The sequence below is a fragment of the Streptomyces sp. NPDC050703 genome, from assembly GCF_040654435.1.
Taxonomy (GTDB): Bacteria; Actinomycetota; Actinomycetes; order Streptomycetales; family Streptomycetaceae; genus Streptomyces.
The window spans coordinates 88,754-108,093 of sequence record NZ_JBFAHX010000005.1 but is presented as its reverse complement, the minus strand read 5'-3'; the positions used below and the strand labels follow the sequence as shown (position 1 = coordinate 108,093).

Genomic DNA, 19,340 nt, shown 5'->3' with positions numbered 1-19,340 from the left:
TCAGAAGAGATCAGAAGAGAAAAAGGGGAGAACGCCATGAGCTCACCCGACGGCCCCGTCGGCGCCGAGCGCAGCCTCGGCCAGCTGGTCGCCACGGCGACCAGCGAGATGTCCGCGCTGGTGCACGACGAGATCGCGCTGGCCAAGGCCCAGCTGCGGCAGGACGTCAAGCGCGGGGCGATCGGCGGCGGCGCCTTCGGCGCGGCCGGCATGGTCCTCATCTTCTCGCTGCCGATGCTGAGCTTCGCGCTCGCGTACGGCATCCACACCTGGAGCGACTGGAACCTCGCCGTCTGCTTCCTGCTGTCCTTCGCCGCCAACGTGCTGGTCGCCGGCGCGCTCGCGCTGATCGGTGTCGTCTTCGCCAAGAAGGCCAAGCAGGGCAAGGGCCCGCAGAAGGTCGCCGCCTCGGCCAAGGAGACGGCTGCCGTACTGGGGAACGCCAAGCCCCACGCCCGTTCCGTGACCCCCGCGGGTGCGATCGACGTCCGAGTCGGTGAGACGGGGGCCACTGTGGCACGCTCGTCCTCATGACGGACCCCGCCCCTCAGGACCAGGCCCTCGACGGCACCCCGCGGCACGGCCACGACCTGGACCCCGCGCGGGACCTCGTCACCCATACGGCGCAACCCACGCAACCCGCGCAGCCCTCGTCCGTCGTACGCCTCGACGGCCCCTGGACCCACCGGGACGTGGCCGCCAACGGGGCCCGCTTCCACATCGCCGAGATGGGGGACGGACCGCTGGTCCTGCTGCTGCACGGCTTCCCGCAGTTCTGGTGGACATGGCGGCACCAGCTGGTGGCGCTCGCCGACGCGGGTTTCCGGGCCGTGGCGATGGACCTGCGGGGCGTGGGCGGCAGCGACCGCACACCGCGCGGCTACGACCCGGCCAACCTCGCCCTGGACATCACCGGCGTCGTCCGCTCCCTCGGCGAGCCGGACGCCGCGCTCGTCGGCCACGACCTCGGCGGCTACCTCGCCTGGACGGCGGCCGTGATGCGGCCCAAGCTGGTGCGCCGCCTCGCCGTCTCCTCCATGCCGCACCCCCGGCGCTGGCGCTCGGCGATGCTCTCCGACCGCAGGCAGACCGCCGCGGGATCGTACGTGTGGGGCTTCCAGCGGCCCTGGCTGCCGGAGCGTCAACTCGTCGCCGACGACGGTGCCCTGGTGGGGCGTCTGGTGCGGGACTGGTCGGGGCCGCGGCTGCCCGACGACGAGGCGGTGGAGACGTACCGCAGGGCCATGTGCATCCCCTCGACGGCCCACTGCTCGATCGAGCCGTACCGCTGGATGGTGCGGTCGATGGCGCGGCCCGACGGCATCCAGTTCAACCGCCGGATGAAGCGGCCCGTGCGCGTACCGACGCTGCATCTGCACGGCTCGCTCGATCCCGTGATGCGTACGAGGAGCGCGGCGGGGTCCGGTGAGTACGTCGAAGCCCCGTACCGCTGGCGGCTGTTCGACGGCCTCGGGCACTTCCCGCACGAGGAGGACCCGGTGGCGTTCTCCACGGAGCTGGTGAACTGGCTGAAGGACCCGGAACCCGACCGGTGAGGCCCCCCCGGGGCCCGCTGTCAGGTCTCCGGAGCGTGGTCATCCGGATAACTCCCGGGAACACTTGTCCTACGAACGCCAATTGCCCGGCGCATAGGCCAATTGGGGCCCCTGAGCGCGGTTACCGACCATGGGGCCCGGGCACACGTCCGGGTATGGGCTGGACGCACGACTACAGTGACGTAGCACGCAATCGCCGCTCGGCCACAGCGCTGAACAGCCGCGAGAGGGGCGGGCAACAGGACAGGGGCCGTCACGGCCCGCCGCAGGCCATGGGCATCTCCCGCATCCTCCGCCGGAGGGCCCGCTGGGTCTCCGCGCGGCTCCGGCACACGCGCGACTGACCCCGCTCCCTCCCGGCGCCTCACCTCCGCGACCGCCCAGAGGGCGCAACCCTGCGTCTAGAGGGCGCAGCCCTGGCTGTCGACCTCCTGGTTCGCGGTGCGGCCCCGCTCGATGTCCTCGCGCACCTCGTCCGCCGTCAGGGCGTACCCCGTGTCGGGGTCGTCGAGCGACTTCGCGAAGATCACGCCGTAGACCTTGCCGTCGGGCGTGAGCAGCGGTCCGCCCGAGTTGCCCTGGCGGACCGTCGCATAGAGGGAGTAGACGTCCCGTCGCACCGTGCCGCGGTGGTAGATGTCCGGGCCCTTGGCCTGGATGCGGCCGCGCACGCGCGCGGGACGGACGTCATAGGGGCCGTCCTCGGGGAAGCCGGCGACGATGGCGCCCGCACCGCTCGACGCGTCCTCGGACGTGAACTTCAGGGCCGGCGCCTTCAGCGTGGGCACGTCCAGTACGGCGATGTCCCGCTCCCAGTCGTAGAGGACGACCTTGGCGTCGTACGTCTGGTTCGTGTCGCCTATCTGGACCGTCGGCTCGTCCACGCCGCCGACCACGTGCGCGTTCGTCATCACGCGGCGGTCGGCGAAGACGAAGCCGGTGCCTTCGAGGACCTTGCCGCAACTGTGGGCCTCGCCGCGGACCTTCACGATGGAGCGCCTCGCGGTCGTGGCGACCTTGCTCTTGGCGAGCTTGGGGTCGGGGGGCTGGACCTCGGTGATCGGCTCGTTCGAGAACGGGCTGAAGACCTGCGGGAAGCCGTTCTGCGCGAGGACCGACGAGAAGTCGTTGAACCACGTGTCGGCCTGGCCCGGCAGCGCGCGCGAGACACCGAGCAGCACCTTGGAGTTGCGCACCTCCTTGCCGACCGTCGGCAGCGTCGTCCCCGCGAGGGCGGAGCCGATCAGCCAGGCGACCAGGAGCATCGCCACCACGTTCACCAGGGCGCCGCCCGTCGCGTCCAGGGCGCGGGCCGGCTGCCAGGTGATGTACCTGCGGAGCTTGTTGCCCAGGTGGGTGGTGAAGGCCTGGCCGATCGAGGCGCAGACGATCACGATGACGACGGCGACGACCGCGGCCGTCGTACTCACCCCGGCCGCGTCGTCGTCCTTGAGCGCGTCCCAGACGACCGGCAGCAGGTACACGGCGACGAGGCCGCCGCCCAGGAACCCGATCACCGAGAGGATGCCGACCACGAAGCCCTGGCGGTAGCCCACGACCGCGAACCAGACCGCGGCGAGCAGCAACAGGACGTCCAGCACGTTCACCGATTCAATCCTCGCCTCGCATCGCCACCGCCACTGCACGCAACCTTGTCATGCGCGCCAGTCGAGTGGGACCCGCCTACCCCGGTCCCAGGGGCGCTCCCAGCCCGCGAAGTGCAGAATCCTATCGATGACGCCCGCGGTGAAACCCCAGACCAGGGCTGACTCGACGAGGAACGCGGGGCCGTGGTGGCCGCTCGGGTGGACGGCCGTCGCGCGGTTGGCCGGGTCCGTGAGATCGGACACGGGGACCGTGAAGACGCGGGCCGTCTCGTTCGGATCGACGACGCCGACCGGGGTCGGCGTGTGCCACCAGCCGAGCACCGGGGTGACCACGAAGTCGCTCACGGGGATGAAGAGGCGGGGCAGCACGCCGAACAGCTGGACGCCCCGGGGGTCGAGGCCCGTCTCCTCCTCCGCCTCCCGCAGCGCGGCGCGCAGCGGCCCCTCGGTCCGCGGGTCGCCGTCCTCGGGGTCGAGGGAGCCGCCGGGGAAGGAGGGCTGCCCCGCGTGGGAGCGGAGGGAGCCCGCGCGCTCCATCAGGAGCAGCTCGGGGCCCCGCTCGCCCTCCCCGAAGAGGACGAGCACCGCGGACTGGCGTCCCGTGCCGTTCTCCGGGGGCAGGAAGCGGCTGAGCTGGAGCGGCTCGACGGTCCGCGCGGCGTGCGCGACCGGGTCGAGCCAGGACGGCAGGCCGTCGGCGCGGACGAGAGGGGCCTCGCCGCCCACGGGCGCGGCTCCGCCGCCAGTGTGTGTGCCGCCCATGTGTCTGCTCGCGCCGCCCAGGTGGCTGCTGCTGTGGCTGTTCGTGGCGTCCGTCATCTCGCTCGCGTGCGTCATCGGCACCCCCGTCCGTCTGGACAACGCTCTTCGTCTCCCCGTTCGTTCCGCCTCGCCGTGATGTCACCCCTCGGCGAGCGGCGGCGCCGGCTTTCCCGGGTAGTCGGCCGGGGGCTTGAGGCGCTGCCCGGGGAAGCCGCCCATCTCGTACTTCAGGAGCTTCTTCGCCTTCTCCGGGTCCGTCTCGCCCTCTCCGTACGACGGGCATAGCGGGGCGATCGGGCAGGCGCCGCAGGCGGGCTTGCGGGAGTGGCAGATGCGGCGGCCGTGGAAGATCACGCGGTGCGAGAGCATCGTCCACTCGCTCTTCGGGAAGAGCGCGCCCACGGCCGCCTCGACCTTCTCCGGGTCCGTCTCGTCGGTCCACCTCCAGCGGCGGACGAGGCGTCCGAAGTGGGTGTCCACGGTGATGCCGGGCACTCCGAAGGCGTTGCCCAGGACGACGAAGGCCGTCTTGCGGCCCACGCCCGGCAGTTTGACCAGGTCCTCCACGCGCCCCGGGACCTCGCCCCCGAAGTCCTCCGTCAGGGCCTTGGCCAAGCCCATGATCGACTTGGTCTTGGCGCGGAAGAAGCCGGTCGGCCTGATCAGCTCCTCGACCTCCTCGGGCACGGCCGCGGCCAGGTCCTCCGGGGTGGGGTACCTGGCGAAGAGCCGCGGCGTCGTCTGGTTCACCCGCAGGTCCGTCGTCTGCGCGGAGAGAACCGTCGCCACCAGCAGCTCGAAGGGGTTCTCGAAGTCCAGCTCCGGGTGGGCGTACGAGTACACCTCGGCCAGCTCGCGGTTGATCCGCCGGGCACGGCGGACGAGGGCGGTACGCGACTCCTGGGGAAACGTCTTGGGGGCGGCGGGGGCCTTCTCGGGGGTGGCCTTCTTGGCGGCGGTCTTCTTGGCGGTGCCCTTTTTGACAGCGGCCTTCTTGGAACTGGCCGCGGTCTTCTCGACAGCCTTCTCGGCGGTGGCGGCCGTGTTCTTGGCGGTGGCGGCCGTCTTCTTGGCCGCCGTCTTCTTCGCGGCCGTCTTCTTCGCGGCCGTCTTCTTCGACGGGGCGGGTTCCGAACCCGGGGGCGTCTTCTTCACTGGTGGCTTCACTGGAGGTGCCTTCTTCGGGGAGGCCGGCTGCTGCTCGGGGGTCGTCTGCCGTGCACGGACCGACCGCTCGGCGCGTGTGGCCCGCTTCACCGGAGGCGTACCCTCCGGACGTGTCACTCCTGCCCGATTCGCCGGTTCGCCCGACGCACCGGACTCCTGTTCGCCCACAGCGGAATCAGGGGCTGCGGCCGCTTTCTCAGCCCCCTCGGCCTGTGTGTTCACCGGCTTTTTGGACACCCGGCCAGCCTAGGGCCCGGCACTGACATCCGTCCCTGACCTCATGGATCGGCCCCCAATTGGCCCCCTCCCGCACAGCACGCCACGCCGGTGCGGCAGACTTGTGACTGATCACACTGTTTGGACCGTCCGGCAAACTGGGGAACACGGTCCCCTGATGCAGGTCGACAAGGAGAGAACTCGTGGACGACGTTCTGCGGCGCGCCCCGCTCTTCGCGGCGCTCGATGACGAGCAGGCCGCGGAGCTTCGCGGCTCCATGAGTGAGGTGACGCTCGCGCGCGGAGACGCCCTTTTCCATGAGGGAGACCCCGGAGACCGCCTCTACGTGGTCACCGAGGGCAAGGTGAAGCTCCACCGCACCTCACCCGACGGCCGCGAGAACATGCTCGCGGTGCTCGGCCCCGGCGAGCTCATCGGCGAGCTGTCGCTCTTCGACCCGGGCCCCCGTACGGCCACCGCCTCCGCCCTCACCGAGGTCAAGCTCCTCGGCCTGGGCCACGGCGACCTCCAGCCCTGGCTGAACGCGCGCCCCGAGGTGGCGTCCGCGCTGCTGCGCGCCGTCGCCCGGCGGCTCCGCAAGACCAACGACCAGATGTCGGACCTGGTCTTCTCGGATGTGCCCGGCCGTGTGGCCCGCGCGCTGCTCGACCTGTCGCGCCGCTTCGGCGTGCAGTCCGAGGAGGGCATCCACGTGGTGCACGACCTCACCCAGGAGGAGCTGGCCCAGCTCGTCGGCGCCTCCCGCGAGACGGTCAACAAGGCGCTCGCGGACTTCGCCGGACGCGGCTGGCTGCGCCTGGAGGCCCGCGCGGTGATCCTGCTCGACGTGGAGCGCCTCGCCAAGCGTTCGCGCTGACGCCCGTACGACGTACGGAGATGGGCCCCGCCTCGTGGAGAGGCGGGGCCCATCTCCGTAGGCACGCCCTCAGATCAGGCCGTGCTCCTTGAGGTAGTCCAGCTGCGCCCTGACCGAGAGCTCGGCCGCGGGCCACAGCGAGCGGTCCACGTCCGCGTAGACGTGCGCCACGACGTCCGCCGCCGAGGTGTGGCCGTTCTCCACGGCCGTCTCGACCTGGGCGAGGCGGCTGGCCCGGTGGGCGAGGTAGAACTCGACGGCCCCCTGCGCGTCCTCCAGGACCGGCCCGTGGCCCGGCAGGACCGTGTGGACGCCGTCGTCGACCGTCAGGGACCGCAGGCGGCGCAGGGAGTCGAGATAGTCCCCCAGGCGGCCGTCCGGGTGCGCCACGAGCGTCGTCCCGCGGCCGAGGATCGTGTCTCCCGTCAGGACCGCCCCGTCGGCCGGGAGATGGAAGCAGAGCGAGTCCGCCGTGTGGCCGGGGGTGGGCACCACCCGCAGCTCCAGGCCGCCCGTGGTGATCACGTCACCGGCCCCGAGGCCCTCGTCCCCCAGGCGCAGGGCTGGGTCGAGGGCGCGTACGTGAGTTCCTGTCAGCTCGGCGAAGCGCGCCGCGCCCTCCGCGTGGTCGGGGTGACCGTGGGTCAGGAGGGTGAGCGCCACGCGCTTGCCCCTCTTCTCCGCCGTCTCCACCACGTGGCTCAGATGGCCGTCGTCGAGCGGCCCGGGGTCGATGACCACCGCGAGGGGCGAGTCGGGCTCGGAGACGATCCAGGTGTTGGTGCCGTCCAGCGTCATGGCGGAGGCGTTCGGCGCGAGAACGTTGACCGCGCGGGCGGTGGCAGGCCCGCTGAGGACCCCGCCACGGGGCTGTCCGGGCAGGGCGGCGGCGTCGGTCATGCGGGGGTGGCTCCCGTCGGCGTGGAGGTGTGCGCGTCGCGTACGGCGGCCGGAACCCCGGTCCGCGCGGGCTCGGGCGGCGTCACGCGGCGCCCTCGCGGTCCTCGGCGTTCTTGGCGTTCTCGGAGTTCTCGGCGTCCTCGGCGTCCTCGGCGTCCTCGGCGCCCGACGCGACCCGCTTGGTGAACTCGTCGTGGCCCGGCCAGGTGAGGACCAGGGCGTCGCCCTCAAGGCGTGCCTCGGCGAGTACGGGCGCCATGTCCTGCTCCGCCGCGGCGGCGAGCGCCCCGGCCGGCGAGGTGTGGGCGGCCAGCGCCCGCAGCGTCGCGATCGTCGGCGGCATCATGAGCAGCTCGCCCTCGTCGTAGCGGGCGGCCGCGTCCGCAGGACGAATCCAGACCGTACGGTCCGCCTCCGTGGAGGCGTTGCGGGTGCGCTGCCCCTCGGGGAGCGCCGCCACGAAGAAGAACGTGTCGTAGCGCCTGGGCTCGAACTCCGGGGTGATCCAGCGGGCCCAGGCGGCCAGGAGGTCACTGCGCAGGTACAGGCCCCTGCGGTCGAGGAACTGCGCGAAGGACAGGTCACGGGCGACCAGGGCCTCGCGGTCCGCCTCCCAGTCCTCGCCGGTGGTGTCGCCCACGACCGTCTCCGGGGTGGGCCCGGCGAGCAGTACGCCCGCTTCCTCGTACGTCTCGCGGACCGCCGCGCAGACGATCGCCTGGGCCCCGGCTTCGTCGTCGACGCCCAGCCGGGCCGCCCAGGACGCGCGCGTGGGGCCCGCCCAGCGCACCAGGTGGTCGTCGTCGCGCGGGTCGACGCCGCCGCCCGGGTACGCGTACGCGCCTCCGGCGAAGGCCATGGAGGCGCGTCTGCGCAGCATGTGCACTTGTGGTGCGCCGGTCTCCGCGCCGTCCCTGAGCAGCATGACGGTCGCGGCGCGGCGCGGGGTCGCCGGAGTCAGCTCGCCGCTCGCGAGGGCGCGGATGCGATCGGGCCACTCCGGGGGGTACCACTGCCCATTTGCCATGGGCGGAGGCTATCCCCTGGTGGGCTGATGTTCGAGAGGCAACAATCGGACCCTACGGAGGCCGCGCCTTGAGCGCACCGGCCCTACGGAGGCATCGCCTTGAGCACGCCGGCCCTACGGAGGCCCCGCGAGGCCGGGTGTCACGCCTCCGTCAGCTCCACCTGGATCTCGACCTCGACCGGAGCGTCCAGCGGGAGCACGGCGACGCCCACGGCGCTGCGGGCGTGCACGCCCTTCTCGCCGAGGACCTCGCCGAGCAGCTCGCTGGCGCCGTTGATCACGCCGGGCTGGCCGGTGAAGTCGGGGGCCGAGGCCACGAAGCCGACGACCTTCACGACCCGTGCGACGCGGTCCAGGTCACCGGCGACGGACTTGACCGCGGCCAGCGCGTTCAGCGCGCAGGTGCGGGCCAGGTCCTTGGCCTCCTCAGGCGTGACCTCGCCGCCGACCTTTCCGGTCACGGCGAGCTTGCCCTCCACCATCGGGAGCTGCCCCGCGGTGTAGACGTACACGCCGGACCGGACGGCGGGCTGGTACGAGGCGAGCGGCGGCACGACCTCCGGCAGCGTCAGGCCCAGCTCGGCGAGCCGGGCCTCCACGGCGCCGCTCATGCCTGCTTCTCGCGCTTCAGGTAGGCCACGAGCTGCTCGGGGTTGTTCGGCCCGGGCACGACCTGGACCAGCTCCCAGCCGTCCTCGCCCCAGGTGTCCAGAATCTGCTTCGTGGCATGGACGAGCAGCGGCACGGTTGCGTATTCCCACTTGGTCATGTGGCCGACTGTAGTCGGTGTGAGGGGATGCTCACGGTGGGCTCCTGCGTAGCCCGGCCGACGACTGGTTAGGCTCGGAAGTGTGAGCAGGCTCCAGGTCGTCAGTGGCAAGGGCGGTACCGGCAAGACCACGGTGGCCGCGGCCCTCGCGCTCGCCCTCGCGACGGAGGGCAGACGCACCCTCCTCGTGGAGGTCGAGGGCAGGCAGGGCATCGCACAGCTCTTCGAGACGGAGGCGCTGCCGTATGAGGAGCGCAAGATCGCCGTCGCTCCCGGGGGCGGGGAGGTGTACGCCCTCGCCATCGACCCCGAGCTGGCGCTGCTCGACTACCTCCAGATGTTCTACAAACTGGGGGGCGCGGGCCGGGCCCTGAAGAAACTCGGGGCCATCGACTTCGCGACGACCATCGCGCCGGGACTGCGGGACGTCCTCCTGACCGGCAAGGCCTGCGAGGCGGTGCGCAGGAAGGACAAGAACGGGCGCTTCGCGTACGACTGCGTGGTGATGGACGCGCCGCCGACCGGCCGCATCACCCGCTTCCTGAACGTGAACGACGAGGTCGCCGGGCTCGCCAAGATCGGGCCCATACACAACCAGGCGCAGGCCGTGATGCGGGTCCTGAAGTCCCCCGAGACGGCCGTGCACCTGGTGACCCTCCTGGAGGAGATGCCCGTCCAGGAGACCGCGGACGGCATCGCGGAGCTGGGGGCCGCCCGGCTCCCCGTGGGCCGGATCATGGTGAACATGGTGCGCCCCGCCCTGCTCGACGAGGCCGCGCTGAGGCTCGGCCTGGACCGGCCGCCCCGGCAGGCCATCGCCGAGTCCCTCTCGGCCGCGGGGCTCGGCGGCACCCGGCGCGGCGGCGGTGCCGAGCGGCTCGTCGACCCGCTCCTGGAGCAGGCATCGGAGTACGCCGAGCGGTACTCCCTGGAGGAGGACCAGCGCGCCGTCCTCACGGAGTTCGGCCGGCCTCTGCACGAACTCCCGCTGCTGTCGGGCGGGATGGACCTCGCGGGCCTCTACGAGCTCGCCACGGCACTGCGGAAGCAAGGGATCTCATGACCCCGGAACCGGCACGGCCCCTGGACGACGCACGCGCGCTGGACGACGCCACGCGCGCGTTGGACGTCGACGCGCTGATCGACGACCCGGAGACGCGCATCGTGGTGTGCTGCGGCTCCGGCGGCGTCGGCAAGACGACCACGGCGGCGGCCATCGGCCTGCGGGCCGCGGAGCGGGGCCGCAAGGTCGTCGTGCTCACCATCGACCCGGCGCGCAGGCTCGCCCAGTCGATGGGCATCGACTCGCTGGACAACGTCCCGCGGCGGGTCAAGGACGTGGACGGCGACGGCGAGCTGCACGCCATGATGCTCGACATGAAGCGCACCTTCGACGAGATCGTCGAGGCGCACGCCGATGAGGAGCGGGCCGCGGCCATCCTGGGCAACCCCTTCTACCAGTCGCTCTCGGCCGGCTTCGCGGGCACGCAGGAGTACATGGCGATGGAGAAGCTGGGGCAGCTCCGGTCGCGCGACGAGTGGGACCTCATCGTCGTGGACACGCCGCCCTCGCGCTCGGCGCTCGACTTCCTCGACGCGCCCAAGCGGCTCGGCTCCTTCCTCGACGGGAAGTTGATCCGGCTGCTCATGGCGCCCGCCAAGGTGGGCGGCCGGGCGGGGATGAAGTTCCTGAACGTCGGCATGTCGATGATGACCGGGGCACTCGGCAAGCTCCTGGGCGGGCCGCTGCTGCGGGACGTGCAGACGTTCGTGGCCGCCATGGACACCATGTTCGGCGGCTTCCGTACGCGCGCGGACGCCACGTACCGGCTGCTCCAGGCGCCCGGCACCGCGTTCCTCGTGGTGGCGTCGCCGGAGCGGGACGCGCTGCGCGAGGCCGCGTACTTCGTGGAGCGGCTCGCCGCGGACGACATGCCGCTGGCCGGCCTCGTGCTGAACCGGGTCCACGGCAGTGGTGCCGCGCAGCTCTCGGCCGAGCGGGCGCTCGCCGCCGCGGAAAATCTTGAAGATAATCGCATTGTGGATCAGGAGGACGGGAAGGAAGCAGTGCGTAGCTCCCCCGAGCACTCCGAGACCCCCGAGACCTCCGGCACCCCCACCGAGGCTCCCCGGCCCGGACAGGCCGCACCTGACGCACCTGACACACCCGCAGCACCTGACGCATCTGCCGCACCGGAAGCGCACGAAGCCCACACCGACGCCGACACACCCTCCGAGACGTCCGCCGACACGTCCGCCGACGCGCTCGTCGGCACGTCCGCCGGTAACCCGTCCGAGGACCGGCTGACCGCGCAGCTGACCGCGGGTCTGCTGCGCCTGCACGCGGAGCGCATGCGGCTGCTCGACCGTGAACAGCGCACGCGCGATCGCTTCACCGCGCTCCACCCCGAGGTGGCGGTGGCCGAGGTCGCCGCGCTGCCGGGCGACGTCCATGATCTTGCGGGGCTCCGGGCCATCGGGGACCGGCTGGCAGGCTGACCGGCCCGCCGACGCCTTCCGACAACCACCGCCCCGCCGACCCGCCGACCCGCCGACAGGGTCGGTCCGCTCCGGCTCCGCGATCCGCCGGCCGACCGTGCGGGTGCGGCCGGCTACCCGACGGCCGCGTAGCTCTCGTACGTCTCCTCGTCCTCCAAGTCCACGGGCAGCAGGCCCGCACCACGCTCGTACTCGGAGCGCGCTGTCTCCAGGAGCCTGCGCCATGAGGTGACGGTGGGACGCCTGCGCAGCAACGCACGGCGTTCACGCTCCGTCATGCCACCCCACACGCCGAACTCGACGCGGTTGTCCAGCGCGTCGGCCAGGCACTCGGTCCGCACCGGGCATCCGGTGCACACCGCCTTGGCCCTGTTCTGCGCTGCTCCTTGAACGAACAGTTCATCCGGATCGGTAGTGCGGCAGGCCGCCTGCGCACTCCAGTCGGTTACCCAGCCCATACCGGCGCCGTCCTCTCCCGAATCGAGGCTCCCCCACGGCGGCAGCGGCATATGCACCGCCGCCAGTTGAGGACGTTACGGAAGGTGGGCACGGCGCAACACCCCCTTCGGGCCCAATCTTGAATGGCCCGAACGGACTATGCGTAAGCGGCAGATCACCCGACGGAGTGAGCTGACGACATATGTGAGAAACCCGGCAAATCGGGGTAGTTCAGCTGAGTCACAACGGACACCGGACGCCACTCACGGCGAATTCGGACATGAATCCGTCAGAATCGGGAGCGACGGAGGGCTTGTTGCCACACCGCAGTCCTGTGACAGTTGGGAGTAGCTTAGGCCAAGGCATTAAGGCGTGTCCGGCGAATCAGAACGTAGGCTGCCCCCATGGCAAAGAAGCGCTCGGGCGGTGGTCTGTCTCCCACTCAGCAGGCAGCGAAGTTCCTAGGGGTCAGCGTGCTCGCGGGTGCGGTACTGGCCGGGATCGCCCTGCCCGCGGCCGGAGCGCTGGGCCTGGCGGCCAAGGGCTCGGTCGAGGGGTTCGACGAGATCCCCGCCAACCTGAAGCAGCCGCCGCTGAGCCAGCGGACCTCCATCCTGGACAGCGAGGGCGGCAACATCGCGACGGTCTACTCACGTGACCGCACGGTGGTGCCCCTCAAGGACATCTCCCCGTACATGCAGAAGGCGATCGTCGCGATCGAGGACGCCCGCTTCTACGAGCACGGCGCCGTCGACCTCAAGGGCATCCTGCGCGCGCTCAACCAGAACGCGCAGAGCGGCGGTGTCGCGCAGGGCGCGTCGACCCTCACGCAGCAGTACGTGAAGAACGTCTTCGTGGAGGAGGCCGGCGACGACCCGACGAAGGTCGCCCAGGCCACCCAGCAGACGCTCGGGCGCAAGATCCGCGAGCTGAAGTACGCGATTCAGGTCGAGGAGGAGCTGGGCAAGAAGCGCATCCTCAAGAACTACCTGAACATCACCTACTTCGGGCAGCAGGCCTACGGCATCGAGGCCGCCTCCCAGCGGTACTTCTCCAAGCCCGCCAAGGACCTGAAGCTCCAGGAGGCCGCGCTCCTCGCCGGCATCGTGCAGTCGCCGAGCCGGTACGACCCGGTCAACGACGCCACGGAGGCCACCCAGCGGCGGAACGTCGTCCTCCAGCGCATGGCGGAGACGCACGACATCTCGCAGCAGGAGGCGGACGAGGCCAAGAAGACCGAGCTGGGCCTGAAGGTGAGCCGCCCCAAGAACGGCTGCATCACCGCGGTCAGCGGCGCGGGCTTCTTCTGCGACTACGTACGCGAGGTCTTCCTCAACGACCCGGTCTTCGGCAAGACCAAGGAAGAGCGCGCCAAGGTCTGGAACCGGGGCGGCCTGAAGATCCGCACGACGCTCGACCCGCAGACGCAGGACTCGGTCCAGGCCTCGATCAAGAACCACGTGAACAAGAGCGACGACGTGGCGACCGCCACGACCATCGTCGAGCCGGGCACGGGCAAGATCCTCGGCATGGGCCAGTCACGTCCTTACGGCTTCCAGAAGGACGAGACCACCATCAACCTCTCGGTGGACAGCGACATGGGCGGCGGCGCGGGCTACCAGCCCGGTTCGACGTTCAAGCCGATCGTCGCGGCGGCCGCCCTGGAGGGCGGCAAGTCGGCGGGACAGCGCTACTCGTCCCCGTACGAGATGCCGTACCCGGCACGGGTCTCGACCTGTGACGGCAAGCAGTGGGTGAACAGCAACAACGAGAAGCTCACCAACGAGAACGAGACCGAGGTCGGCCCGTACGGCATGCGGGAGGCGACCGCCAAGTCGGTCAACACCTACTACGTGCAGCTCATCGGCGACATCGGCATCTGCCCGGTGACGCGGATGGCCGACAAGATGGGCGTCGACCGCGCCGACGGCAAGGACATCGCGCAGGCTCCCTCGATCGCCCTCGGCACACAGGAGGTGTCGCCGCTGACGATGGCGAGCGCGTACGCGTCCTTCGCCTCGCGCGGCACGTACTGCACGCCGATCGCCATCGAGTCGATCAACACGCTCAGCGGCAAGTCGCTGCCGGTGCCGAAGTCCACGTGCTCGCGCGCCATGTCGCAGAAGACCGCGGACACCATGAACACGCTGCTCAAGGGCGTGGTCGAGGACGGCACGGGCAAGCAGGCCGGCCTCGGCTCCCGGGCGAGCGCGGGCAAGACGGGTACGACGGACTACCGCTACGCCGCCTGGTTCGTGGGCTACACCCCGAACATGGCCGGCGCCGTCTGGGTCGGCGACCCGCAGCACAAGCGTCGGATGGTCGACATCACCATCGGCGGGCGCCCGTACGGCAAGGTCTTCGGCGGCGAGGTGCCGGGCCCGATCTGGCGCGACGCGATGAGCGGCGCCCTCCAGGGCAAGCCGGCGCCCGGCTTCAACACCGTGCACATCCCCGGCGGCGACAAGGACAGGGACCGCGACAGGGACCGCGACGGTGACGGCGGCCAGGGCCGGGACCAGGACCAGGACGACGACAAGCCGGGCACGGGCGGTGGCGACGGTGACGGCGGCGACAACGGCGGCCTCGGGGACGGCTGGCCGGACGTCGAGATCCCGCCGGACGCCATCGGCGGCCTGGGTGACGGCGGCGGGAACGGAAACGGCAACGGCGGTGGCAATGGTGGCGGCAACGGCGGCGGTGGCGGTGGGATCGGCGGCTGGCGGCCGTAGTCCCGCTTCCGCTTCCCCGTGAGCGCGCGCTCGCATCACGCGCCGGAGGGCGCCCTTCGACCTGGCTGTTCCGGCCTGGTCGGGGGGCGCCCTCCGGCGTGACGGGTCCGCCGCGAGGAGCGGGCCGGGCCGTCGCCTCCGTAGCGCCTCCGTAGCGCCTCCGTACGGAGGCGGTCCCGCCCCCGTGCGTAGGGAGCTGTAGCCCGCGCTCGCGCGGAGCTCCCGCTCGTCAGCTCGCGTGGGGCTTCGCGCTCATCGGCTCACGCAGGGCTTCGCGCTCATGGGCTCACGCGGGGCTTCCTGCTCATCAGCCCGCGTGGGGCTTGATGCTCGTCAGCCCGCGAGGAGCTTCTTGACGGTGGCGGCTACCCGGCCGCCCTCGGCGAGGCCCGCGACCTTCGGGTTCACGATCTTCATGACCTGGCCCATGGCGCGCGGCCCCTCCGCGCCGGCGGCCTTGGCCTCTTCCACGGCCTGGGCGACGATCGCGTGCAGCTCGTCGTCGGAGAGCTGCTTCGGGAGGTACTCGGCGAGGATCTCGCCCTCCGCCTTCTCGCGCTCCGCCTGCTCGGCGCGACCGCCCTGCCCAAACGCCTCGGCGGCCTCGCGGCGCTTCTTGGCCTCGCGGGCGATCACCTTCTGCACCTCGTCGTCGGAGAGCTCGCGCGCGGTCTTGCCCGAGACCTCCTCCTTGGTGATGGCGGAGAGGGTCAGCCGGAGCGTCGAGGAGCGCAGCTCGTCACGCCCCCGGATCGCGGCGGTGAGGTCTTCCTGCAGCTTCGACTTGAGCGTGGTCATGGGTTGATTGTGGCAGGTGCGGAAGGTTCCCTGCGCCCCGATTTCCCCGAGGGCGCCCGGTGGGGCGGCTGTTGGGGCGGCAGCCGGGGCGCCCATGGGGGCGGATGCGCGCACGGGCGGGACGGCTGCCGGGGTGGCTGATGAGGCGACTGATGGACGGCTGATGGACGGCTGTGGGGACGGCTGTGGGGACGGTTGACGGGACGTCGTCGGGGCGGCTGTTGGGGTCGGCCGCCCTCGGGATCACGGACCTGCGGTGTCTGACACGATGGGGGGATGCGCGCGCGATACGCAGTACCCCTGGGCATCACGGCGACGGCTGCGGCCGGTCTCGCCTACTCGGTGGGCTTCGAAGCCCGTTCCTTCCGGCTGAGGCGGGTCACGGTGCCCGTACTGCCGTCCGGAATGCGACCCCTCCGGGTCCTCCAGGTCTCCGACATCCACATGGTGTCCGGGCAGCGCAAGAAGCAGCGCTGGCTCCAGTCGCTCGCGGGACTGCGCCCCGACTTCGTGATCAACACGGGCGACAACCTCTCCGACCCCGAGGGCGTACCGGAGACGCTGGACGCGCTGGGCCCGCTGATGGAGTTCCCCGGGGCGTACGTCTTCGGCTCGAACGACTACTACGGCCCGAAGCCCCGCAACCCCGCCCGCTACCTCCTCGAAAAGGTCCAGGGCAAGCACGGCCTGAACGGGAACCCGCCCGCGGTCGGCGTCATCCACAACCCGTGGGAGGGCCTGCGCGACGGCTTCGACGCCGCGGGCTGGGTGAACCTCACGAACACGCGGGGCTCCCTGAAGATCGACGGCTACGAGATCGCGCTCACGGGTGTGGACGACCCGCACATCAAACGCGACCGCTACGCGCGCGTGGCGGGCGGTCCGGACTCCGGCGCCGACTTCTCGATGGGCATCGTGCACGCCCCGTACCTGCGCTCCCTGGACGCCTTCACCGCGGACGGCTATCCGCTGATCCTGGCCGGCCACACCCACGGCGGCCAGGTCTGCATCCCCTTCTACGGGGCGCTGGTCACCAACTGCGACCTGGACACGGACCGCGTCAAGGGCCTCTCCACGCACGAGGCCGAGGGCCAGACGTCCTACCTCCACGTCTCAGCAGGCTGCGGGGCCAACCGCTACACCCCGATGCGCTTCGCCTGCCCCCCGGAGGCGACCTTGCTGACGCTGGCGCCTCGGGTCTGAGGGATCGGGCCGGGGGCCTTGGGGGGGGGCGGGTTCCGCGGTCCTGCGGTTCTGCGGCCCTGCGGTCCCGCGGTTCTCGCGGGCCCGGACCCGTGCCCCCCGCCCCGCCGGGCCTGAGCCCCCCGCGCCCCGTCCCCCGATAACCGGATTTCGTCTCCGGCCCCGGGTCCGCTAGAGTTATCGATGTCGCCACGGCCGCAGCAGTGCGGACAGTGGAGCAACGACATCGGGGTGTAGCGCAGCTTGGCAGCGCGCTTCGTTCGGGACGAAGAGGTCGTGGGTTCAAATCCCGCCACCCCGACAGCTGAAACACCAGGTCAGGGGCCTGATCCGCTTAGCGGGTCGGGCCCCTGAGTGATTTCTGGAGATCGTTTGGGAGAAATCTGGGAGAAGATCTTGGTCGGGTTCTCCCAGCTGACTTCCTCTGTGATCGCCTGAAGGTGCCGATCTGGATTGCTCGCTAGATCGCCGACGCAAACCGGCGTCACATCTCAGCCCTTAACGACCTCGCCCAGGCTTGGGCCTGTCTTCAGCCATGATCATGGGGGGGGTGAAGTGATGTGGTGGTGGCATGTCTGCAGGCGACGTACATCCCCGGACTCGGCAAGGGCGGTGCCGAGCGGGCCCTGATCGAGGCGGTGCGGATCCGTGCGGACCGTCGCGGCAGCGGGCTCGGCCGGATCTTTATGGAGCATGCGGTTACCCGGTCACGCGTGCCGGGCTGCGACTGCTGACGAGCAACAAGCAGCGTCAGGACGCGCACCGCTCTTATGCCGGGCTGGGCTTCGTAGCAGTCACGAAGGGTTCAAACTCGCGCTGTAGGCCCCGGATTCCCGACAGGGGCGGGGTGCCGCGGTATCTGGCGGCACCATCCGTCAAGTCCGTGGGCAAATACGCATCGAAGCGCCTGGTCAGTCCACCAGCCCTGCATGGTGTGCCAGGATCGCTGCCTGAACGCGGTTGGTGAGGGAGAGTTTCGACAGGATCCGGCTGATGTGGGTCTTTGCGGTGGCTTCGCTCATGTGCAGGGCCGCGGCGATGTCGGTGTTGGAGAGGCCGCCGCTCAGGGCGATCAGGACCTCGCGTTCTTTTTCCGTCAGGGCCTGAAGGCTGCTGCGGGCCGCGGAGCGGCGGCGCTGCCGCTCCGCGGAGGGGCCATCGTCGTCCTCCGTGAAGCGGCGGATGAGGCGGCGGGTGATCTTCGGGGAGAGCATAGCGTCGCCGCGGGCCGCGCTGCGTACCGCAGCGATCATCTCGTCCGCGGTGGCGTCTTTCAGCAGGAAGCCGACCGCTCCGTGACGTAGTGCTGTCTGGACGTATTCGTCCAGGTCGAAGGTGGTCAGCACGACGACGCGCGGCGGGCGGGGTGAGCGGGTGAGGCGCTCGGTGGCGGTCAGGCCGTCGGAGCGGGGCATCCGGATGTCCATCAGGACGACGTCCGGCTCCAGGGTGGCGGCCATGGATACGGCCGTGTTGCCATCGGCGGCCTCGCCGACCACTTCGATGTCGGGGGCGGAGGCCATGATGGTGCTGAGCATGGAGCGCACCATCCATTCGTCATCCACGATCAGGACCCGGGTCGTCGTCTCGCTCATCGGGTGGCTTCCATGGGGGTGGGCTGCTTGTGGGGTACGTCGTCCAGCGGGATCTCGGCGGCGATCTCGAAGCCGCCGTCCGGGGTCGGCCCCGCGGTGAGTTCGCCGCCGACGAGCCGGATCCGTTCGGCGATGCCGAGCAGGCCGTGGCCGCCGCTGGGAAGACCGGAGGGGTTGCCGCCGGCACCCTGCTGGTTGACCACCGTGAGATACAGCAGCCGGCGCGTGCGGTGGACTCGGACGCGGGTTTCGGCGTCGGCGGCGTGCTTGTGGACGTTGGTCAGGGCTTCCTGCACCACCCGGTAGACGGCGTGCTCGATCAGGGCCGGCAGCTCGGGTGGGCGGGTGGTGTCGTAGTCGCCGGTCAGCTCCAGGGTGACCGGCATCCCGAGGCTGCGGGAGTCGGCGATCAGGGTCTCCAGCTCGGCCAGGCCGGGCTGGGGGGCGAGCGGGGCCTCGGCTTGGGTGTGCAGGACCTCCACCAGCGAGCGGAGCTCGGTCAGCGCTTCGCGGCCGATGGCGCCGATCTGCTTGCCGATGCTGACGGCGGACGCGCCCTTGGTCGCCTCCAGGGCGGTCGCGTGCAGCACCATCAGGGATACGCGGTGGGTGACGACATCGTGCATGTCCCGGGCGATCTGGGCACGTTCGTCGCTGCGGGCCTGCAGTACCCGCTGCTGCTGTTCACGTTCGGCCCGCTCGGCGCGCTCGCGGAGCTCGGCCATGAGGCGGCGCCGGGCACCGGTGTACAGGCCGAGCAGGGCCGGGAAGACGCAGATGCCCACGCTCATGATCGCTGCGTCATAGCCGCCGCCCCGCCAGATCGGCGGGGCGACCAGGGCGACGGCGACCGTGGTGGCGGCGGCGACCCGGCGCCAGGAGGCGGCGCGGTCGGCCAGGACGTACTGCGCGAACACCACGGCGATCCAGGCCGACAGCACCACATAAGCGCCCAGCGCGGCCAGCAGAAGCAGCACAGGGCGGCGCTGGCGGAACCATGCCGCGAGGCCGACGAGCAGCCCGACTGGGACCGCCACGAAGAGCGGCGGGTCCGCGGACAGGTAGTCGAACCTAGCGGATATCCCGTCGCTGGCGGCCGTGGTCACGGCGAGGGCCGGCGCGACGAGGGCGCCCGCGAGTGGACGCAGACGGTCCCGGTGGGCCGTGAGGCGGCGGTGCCATGTCATGGCTGC

At 71.1% G+C, this 19,340-nt stretch carries 19 protein-coding genes, 1 tRNA gene and 1 pseudogene; 10 read left to right on the top strand and 11 right to left on the bottom strand.

Translation table 11 applies throughout. The annotated features are described in order from the left end of the window. Nucleotides 1-36: 36 nt before the first annotated feature. The 3 genes from AB0I16_RS06770 to AB0I16_RS06760 all read left to right on the top strand — a co-directional run bounded on the left by AB0I16_RS06770 (nucleotide 37) and on the right by AB0I16_RS06760 (nucleotide 1,900). A complete protein-coding gene (locus AB0I16_RS06770) occupies nucleotides 37-534 on the top strand; it encodes a phage holin family protein (protein WP_363248222.1) in 498 nt (165 codons plus the stop codon). After that, nucleotides 531-1,556, top strand: coding sequence for an alpha/beta hydrolase (locus AB0I16_RS06765; protein ID WP_363248221.1), 1,026 nt, complete (start codon nucleotides 531-533; stop codon nucleotides 1,554-1,556). Before AB0I16_RS06770 ends, AB0I16_RS06765 begins: the two co-directional genes overlap by 4 nt. 155 nt (nucleotides 1,557-1,711) lie before the next feature. Next, nucleotides 1,712-1,900, top strand: coding sequence for a hypothetical protein (locus AB0I16_RS06760; RefSeq protein WP_363248220.1), 189 nt, complete (start codon nucleotides 1,712-1,714; stop codon nucleotides 1,898-1,900). A gap of 57 nt (nucleotides 1,901-1,957) precedes the next feature. Here the strand turns inward: AB0I16_RS06760 and AB0I16_RS06755 are convergent, their stop codons facing one another. The 3 genes from AB0I16_RS06755 to nth form a co-directional block, all read right to left on the bottom strand. Continuing rightward, nucleotides 1,958-3,163, bottom strand: a complete 1,206-nt coding sequence (locus tag AB0I16_RS06755) for a MarP family serine protease (RefSeq protein WP_363248219.1) — start codon at nucleotides 3,161-3,163, stop codon at nucleotides 1,958-1,960. A gap of 48 nt (nucleotides 3,164-3,211) precedes the next feature. Next, nucleotides 3,212-3,925: a CoA pyrophosphatase gene (locus AB0I16_RS06750; protein ID WP_363248362.1), complete on the bottom strand. Its 714-nt coding sequence runs from the start codon at nucleotides 3,923-3,925 to the stop codon at nucleotides 3,212-3,214. Between the two features lie 138 nt (nucleotides 3,926-4,063). Next, nucleotides 4,064-5,092 (bottom strand): endonuclease III, encoded by a 1,029-nt coding sequence (nth, locus tag AB0I16_RS06745; RefSeq protein WP_363248218.1) that lies wholly within the window; start codon nucleotides 5,090-5,092, stop codon nucleotides 4,064-4,066. Nucleotides 5,093-5,511: 419 nt separating this feature from the next. Here nth and AB0I16_RS06740 point away from each other — a divergent pair, with 419 nt between their 5' ends. Further along, entirely contained in the window at nucleotides 5,512-6,186 is a 675-nt protein-coding gene (locus AB0I16_RS06740) for a Crp/Fnr family transcriptional regulator (protein WP_055553109.1), read from the top strand. A gap of 69 nt (nucleotides 6,187-6,255) precedes the next feature. On the opposite strand, the gene AB0I16_RS06735 is transcribed toward AB0I16_RS06740, so the two are convergent. From AB0I16_RS06735 to AB0I16_RS06720, 4 genes are all read right to left on the bottom strand, one after another. Beyond that, the gene (locus AB0I16_RS06735; RefSeq protein WP_363248217.1) at nucleotides 6,256-7,086 is read right to left on the bottom strand and encodes an MBL fold metallo-hydrolase; all 831 of its coding nucleotides are present in this window, start codon (nucleotides 7,084-7,086) and stop codon (nucleotides 6,256-6,258) included. Between the two features lie 82 nt (nucleotides 7,087-7,168). Further along, the gene (locus AB0I16_RS06730) at nucleotides 7,169-8,113 is read right to left on the bottom strand and encodes an NUDIX hydrolase (RefSeq protein ID WP_363248216.1); all 945 of its coding nucleotides are present in this window, start codon (nucleotides 8,111-8,113) and stop codon (nucleotides 7,169-7,171) included. A 140-nt stretch (nucleotides 8,114-8,253) separates the two neighbouring features. Then, nucleotides 8,254-8,724, bottom strand: a complete 471-nt coding sequence (locus tag AB0I16_RS06725) for a RidA family protein (protein ID WP_062774759.1) — start codon at nucleotides 8,722-8,724, stop codon at nucleotides 8,254-8,256. Then, nucleotides 8,721-8,882, bottom strand: a complete 162-nt coding sequence (locus tag AB0I16_RS06720) for a DUF4177 domain-containing protein (RefSeq protein ID WP_003975360.1) — start codon at nucleotides 8,880-8,882, stop codon at nucleotides 8,721-8,723. Before AB0I16_RS06720 ends, AB0I16_RS06725 begins: the two co-directional genes overlap by 4 nt. Nucleotides 8,883-8,964: 82 nt before the next feature. Here AB0I16_RS06720 and AB0I16_RS06715 point away from each other — a divergent pair, with 82 nt between their 5' ends. Both AB0I16_RS06715 and AB0I16_RS06710 read left to right on the top strand, forming a co-directional pair. Beyond that, nucleotides 8,965-9,945 (top strand): ArsA-related P-loop ATPase, encoded by a 981-nt coding sequence (locus AB0I16_RS06715; RefSeq protein WP_363248215.1) that lies wholly within the window; start codon nucleotides 8,965-8,967, stop codon nucleotides 9,943-9,945. Further along, a complete protein-coding gene (locus AB0I16_RS06710; RefSeq protein WP_363248214.1) occupies nucleotides 9,942-11,381 on the top strand; it encodes an ArsA family ATPase in 1,440 nt (479 codons plus the stop codon). Before AB0I16_RS06715 ends, AB0I16_RS06710 begins: the two co-directional genes overlap by 4 nt. 113 nt (nucleotides 11,382-11,494) lie before the next feature. On the opposite strand, the gene AB0I16_RS06705 is transcribed toward AB0I16_RS06710, so the two are convergent. Beyond that, on the bottom strand, nucleotides 11,495-11,839 hold the full coding sequence (locus tag AB0I16_RS06705; protein WP_030782081.1) for a WhiB family transcriptional regulator: 345 nt from the start codon (nucleotides 11,837-11,839) through the stop codon (nucleotides 11,495-11,497). Nucleotides 11,840-12,223: 384 nt separating this feature from the next. Here AB0I16_RS06705 and AB0I16_RS06700 point away from each other — a divergent pair, with 384 nt between their 5' ends. Continuing rightward, nucleotides 12,224-14,551, top strand: a complete 2,328-nt coding sequence (locus tag AB0I16_RS06700) for a transglycosylase domain-containing protein (protein ID WP_363248213.1) — start codon at nucleotides 12,224-12,226, stop codon at nucleotides 14,549-14,551. Between the two features lie 333 nt (nucleotides 14,552-14,884). Here the strand turns inward: AB0I16_RS06700 and AB0I16_RS06695 are convergent, their stop codons facing one another. Then, on the bottom strand, nucleotides 14,885-15,349 hold the full coding sequence (locus tag AB0I16_RS06695; RefSeq protein WP_062774750.1) for a GatB/YqeY domain-containing protein: 465 nt from the start codon (nucleotides 15,347-15,349) through the stop codon (nucleotides 14,885-14,887). Between the two features lie 276 nt (nucleotides 15,350-15,625). Between AB0I16_RS06695 and AB0I16_RS06690 the strand changes: the two genes are divergently transcribed. The 3 genes and pseudogenes from AB0I16_RS06690 to AB0I16_RS06680 form a co-directional block, all read left to right on the top strand. Further along, nucleotides 15,626-16,552, top strand: a complete 927-nt coding sequence (locus tag AB0I16_RS06690) for a metallophosphoesterase (protein ID WP_363248212.1) — start codon at nucleotides 15,626-15,628, stop codon at nucleotides 16,550-16,552. A 227-nt stretch (nucleotides 16,553-16,779) separates the two neighbouring features. Beyond that, a tRNA-Pro gene (locus tag AB0I16_RS06685) sits at nucleotides 16,780-16,853 on the top strand. 262 nt (nucleotides 16,854-17,115) lie between these two features. Further along, nucleotides 17,116-17,374: pseudogene (locus AB0I16_RS06680) on the top strand (GNAT family N-acetyltransferase); the annotation flags it as partial. An 89-nt stretch (nucleotides 17,375-17,463) separates the two neighbouring features. On the opposite strand, the gene AB0I16_RS06675 reads toward AB0I16_RS06680, so the two are convergent. Continuing rightward, complete coding sequence (locus AB0I16_RS06675; protein ID WP_363248211.1) at nucleotides 17,464-18,147, bottom strand: response regulator transcription factor; 684 nt, start codon at nucleotides 18,145-18,147, stop codon at nucleotides 17,464-17,466. Further along, a complete protein-coding gene (locus AB0I16_RS06670; protein ID WP_363248210.1) occupies nucleotides 18,144-19,334 on the bottom strand; it encodes a histidine kinase in 1,191 nt (396 codons plus the stop codon). Before AB0I16_RS06670 ends, AB0I16_RS06675 begins: the two co-directional genes overlap by 4 nt. Nucleotides 19,335-19,340 lie beyond the last annotated feature (6 nt).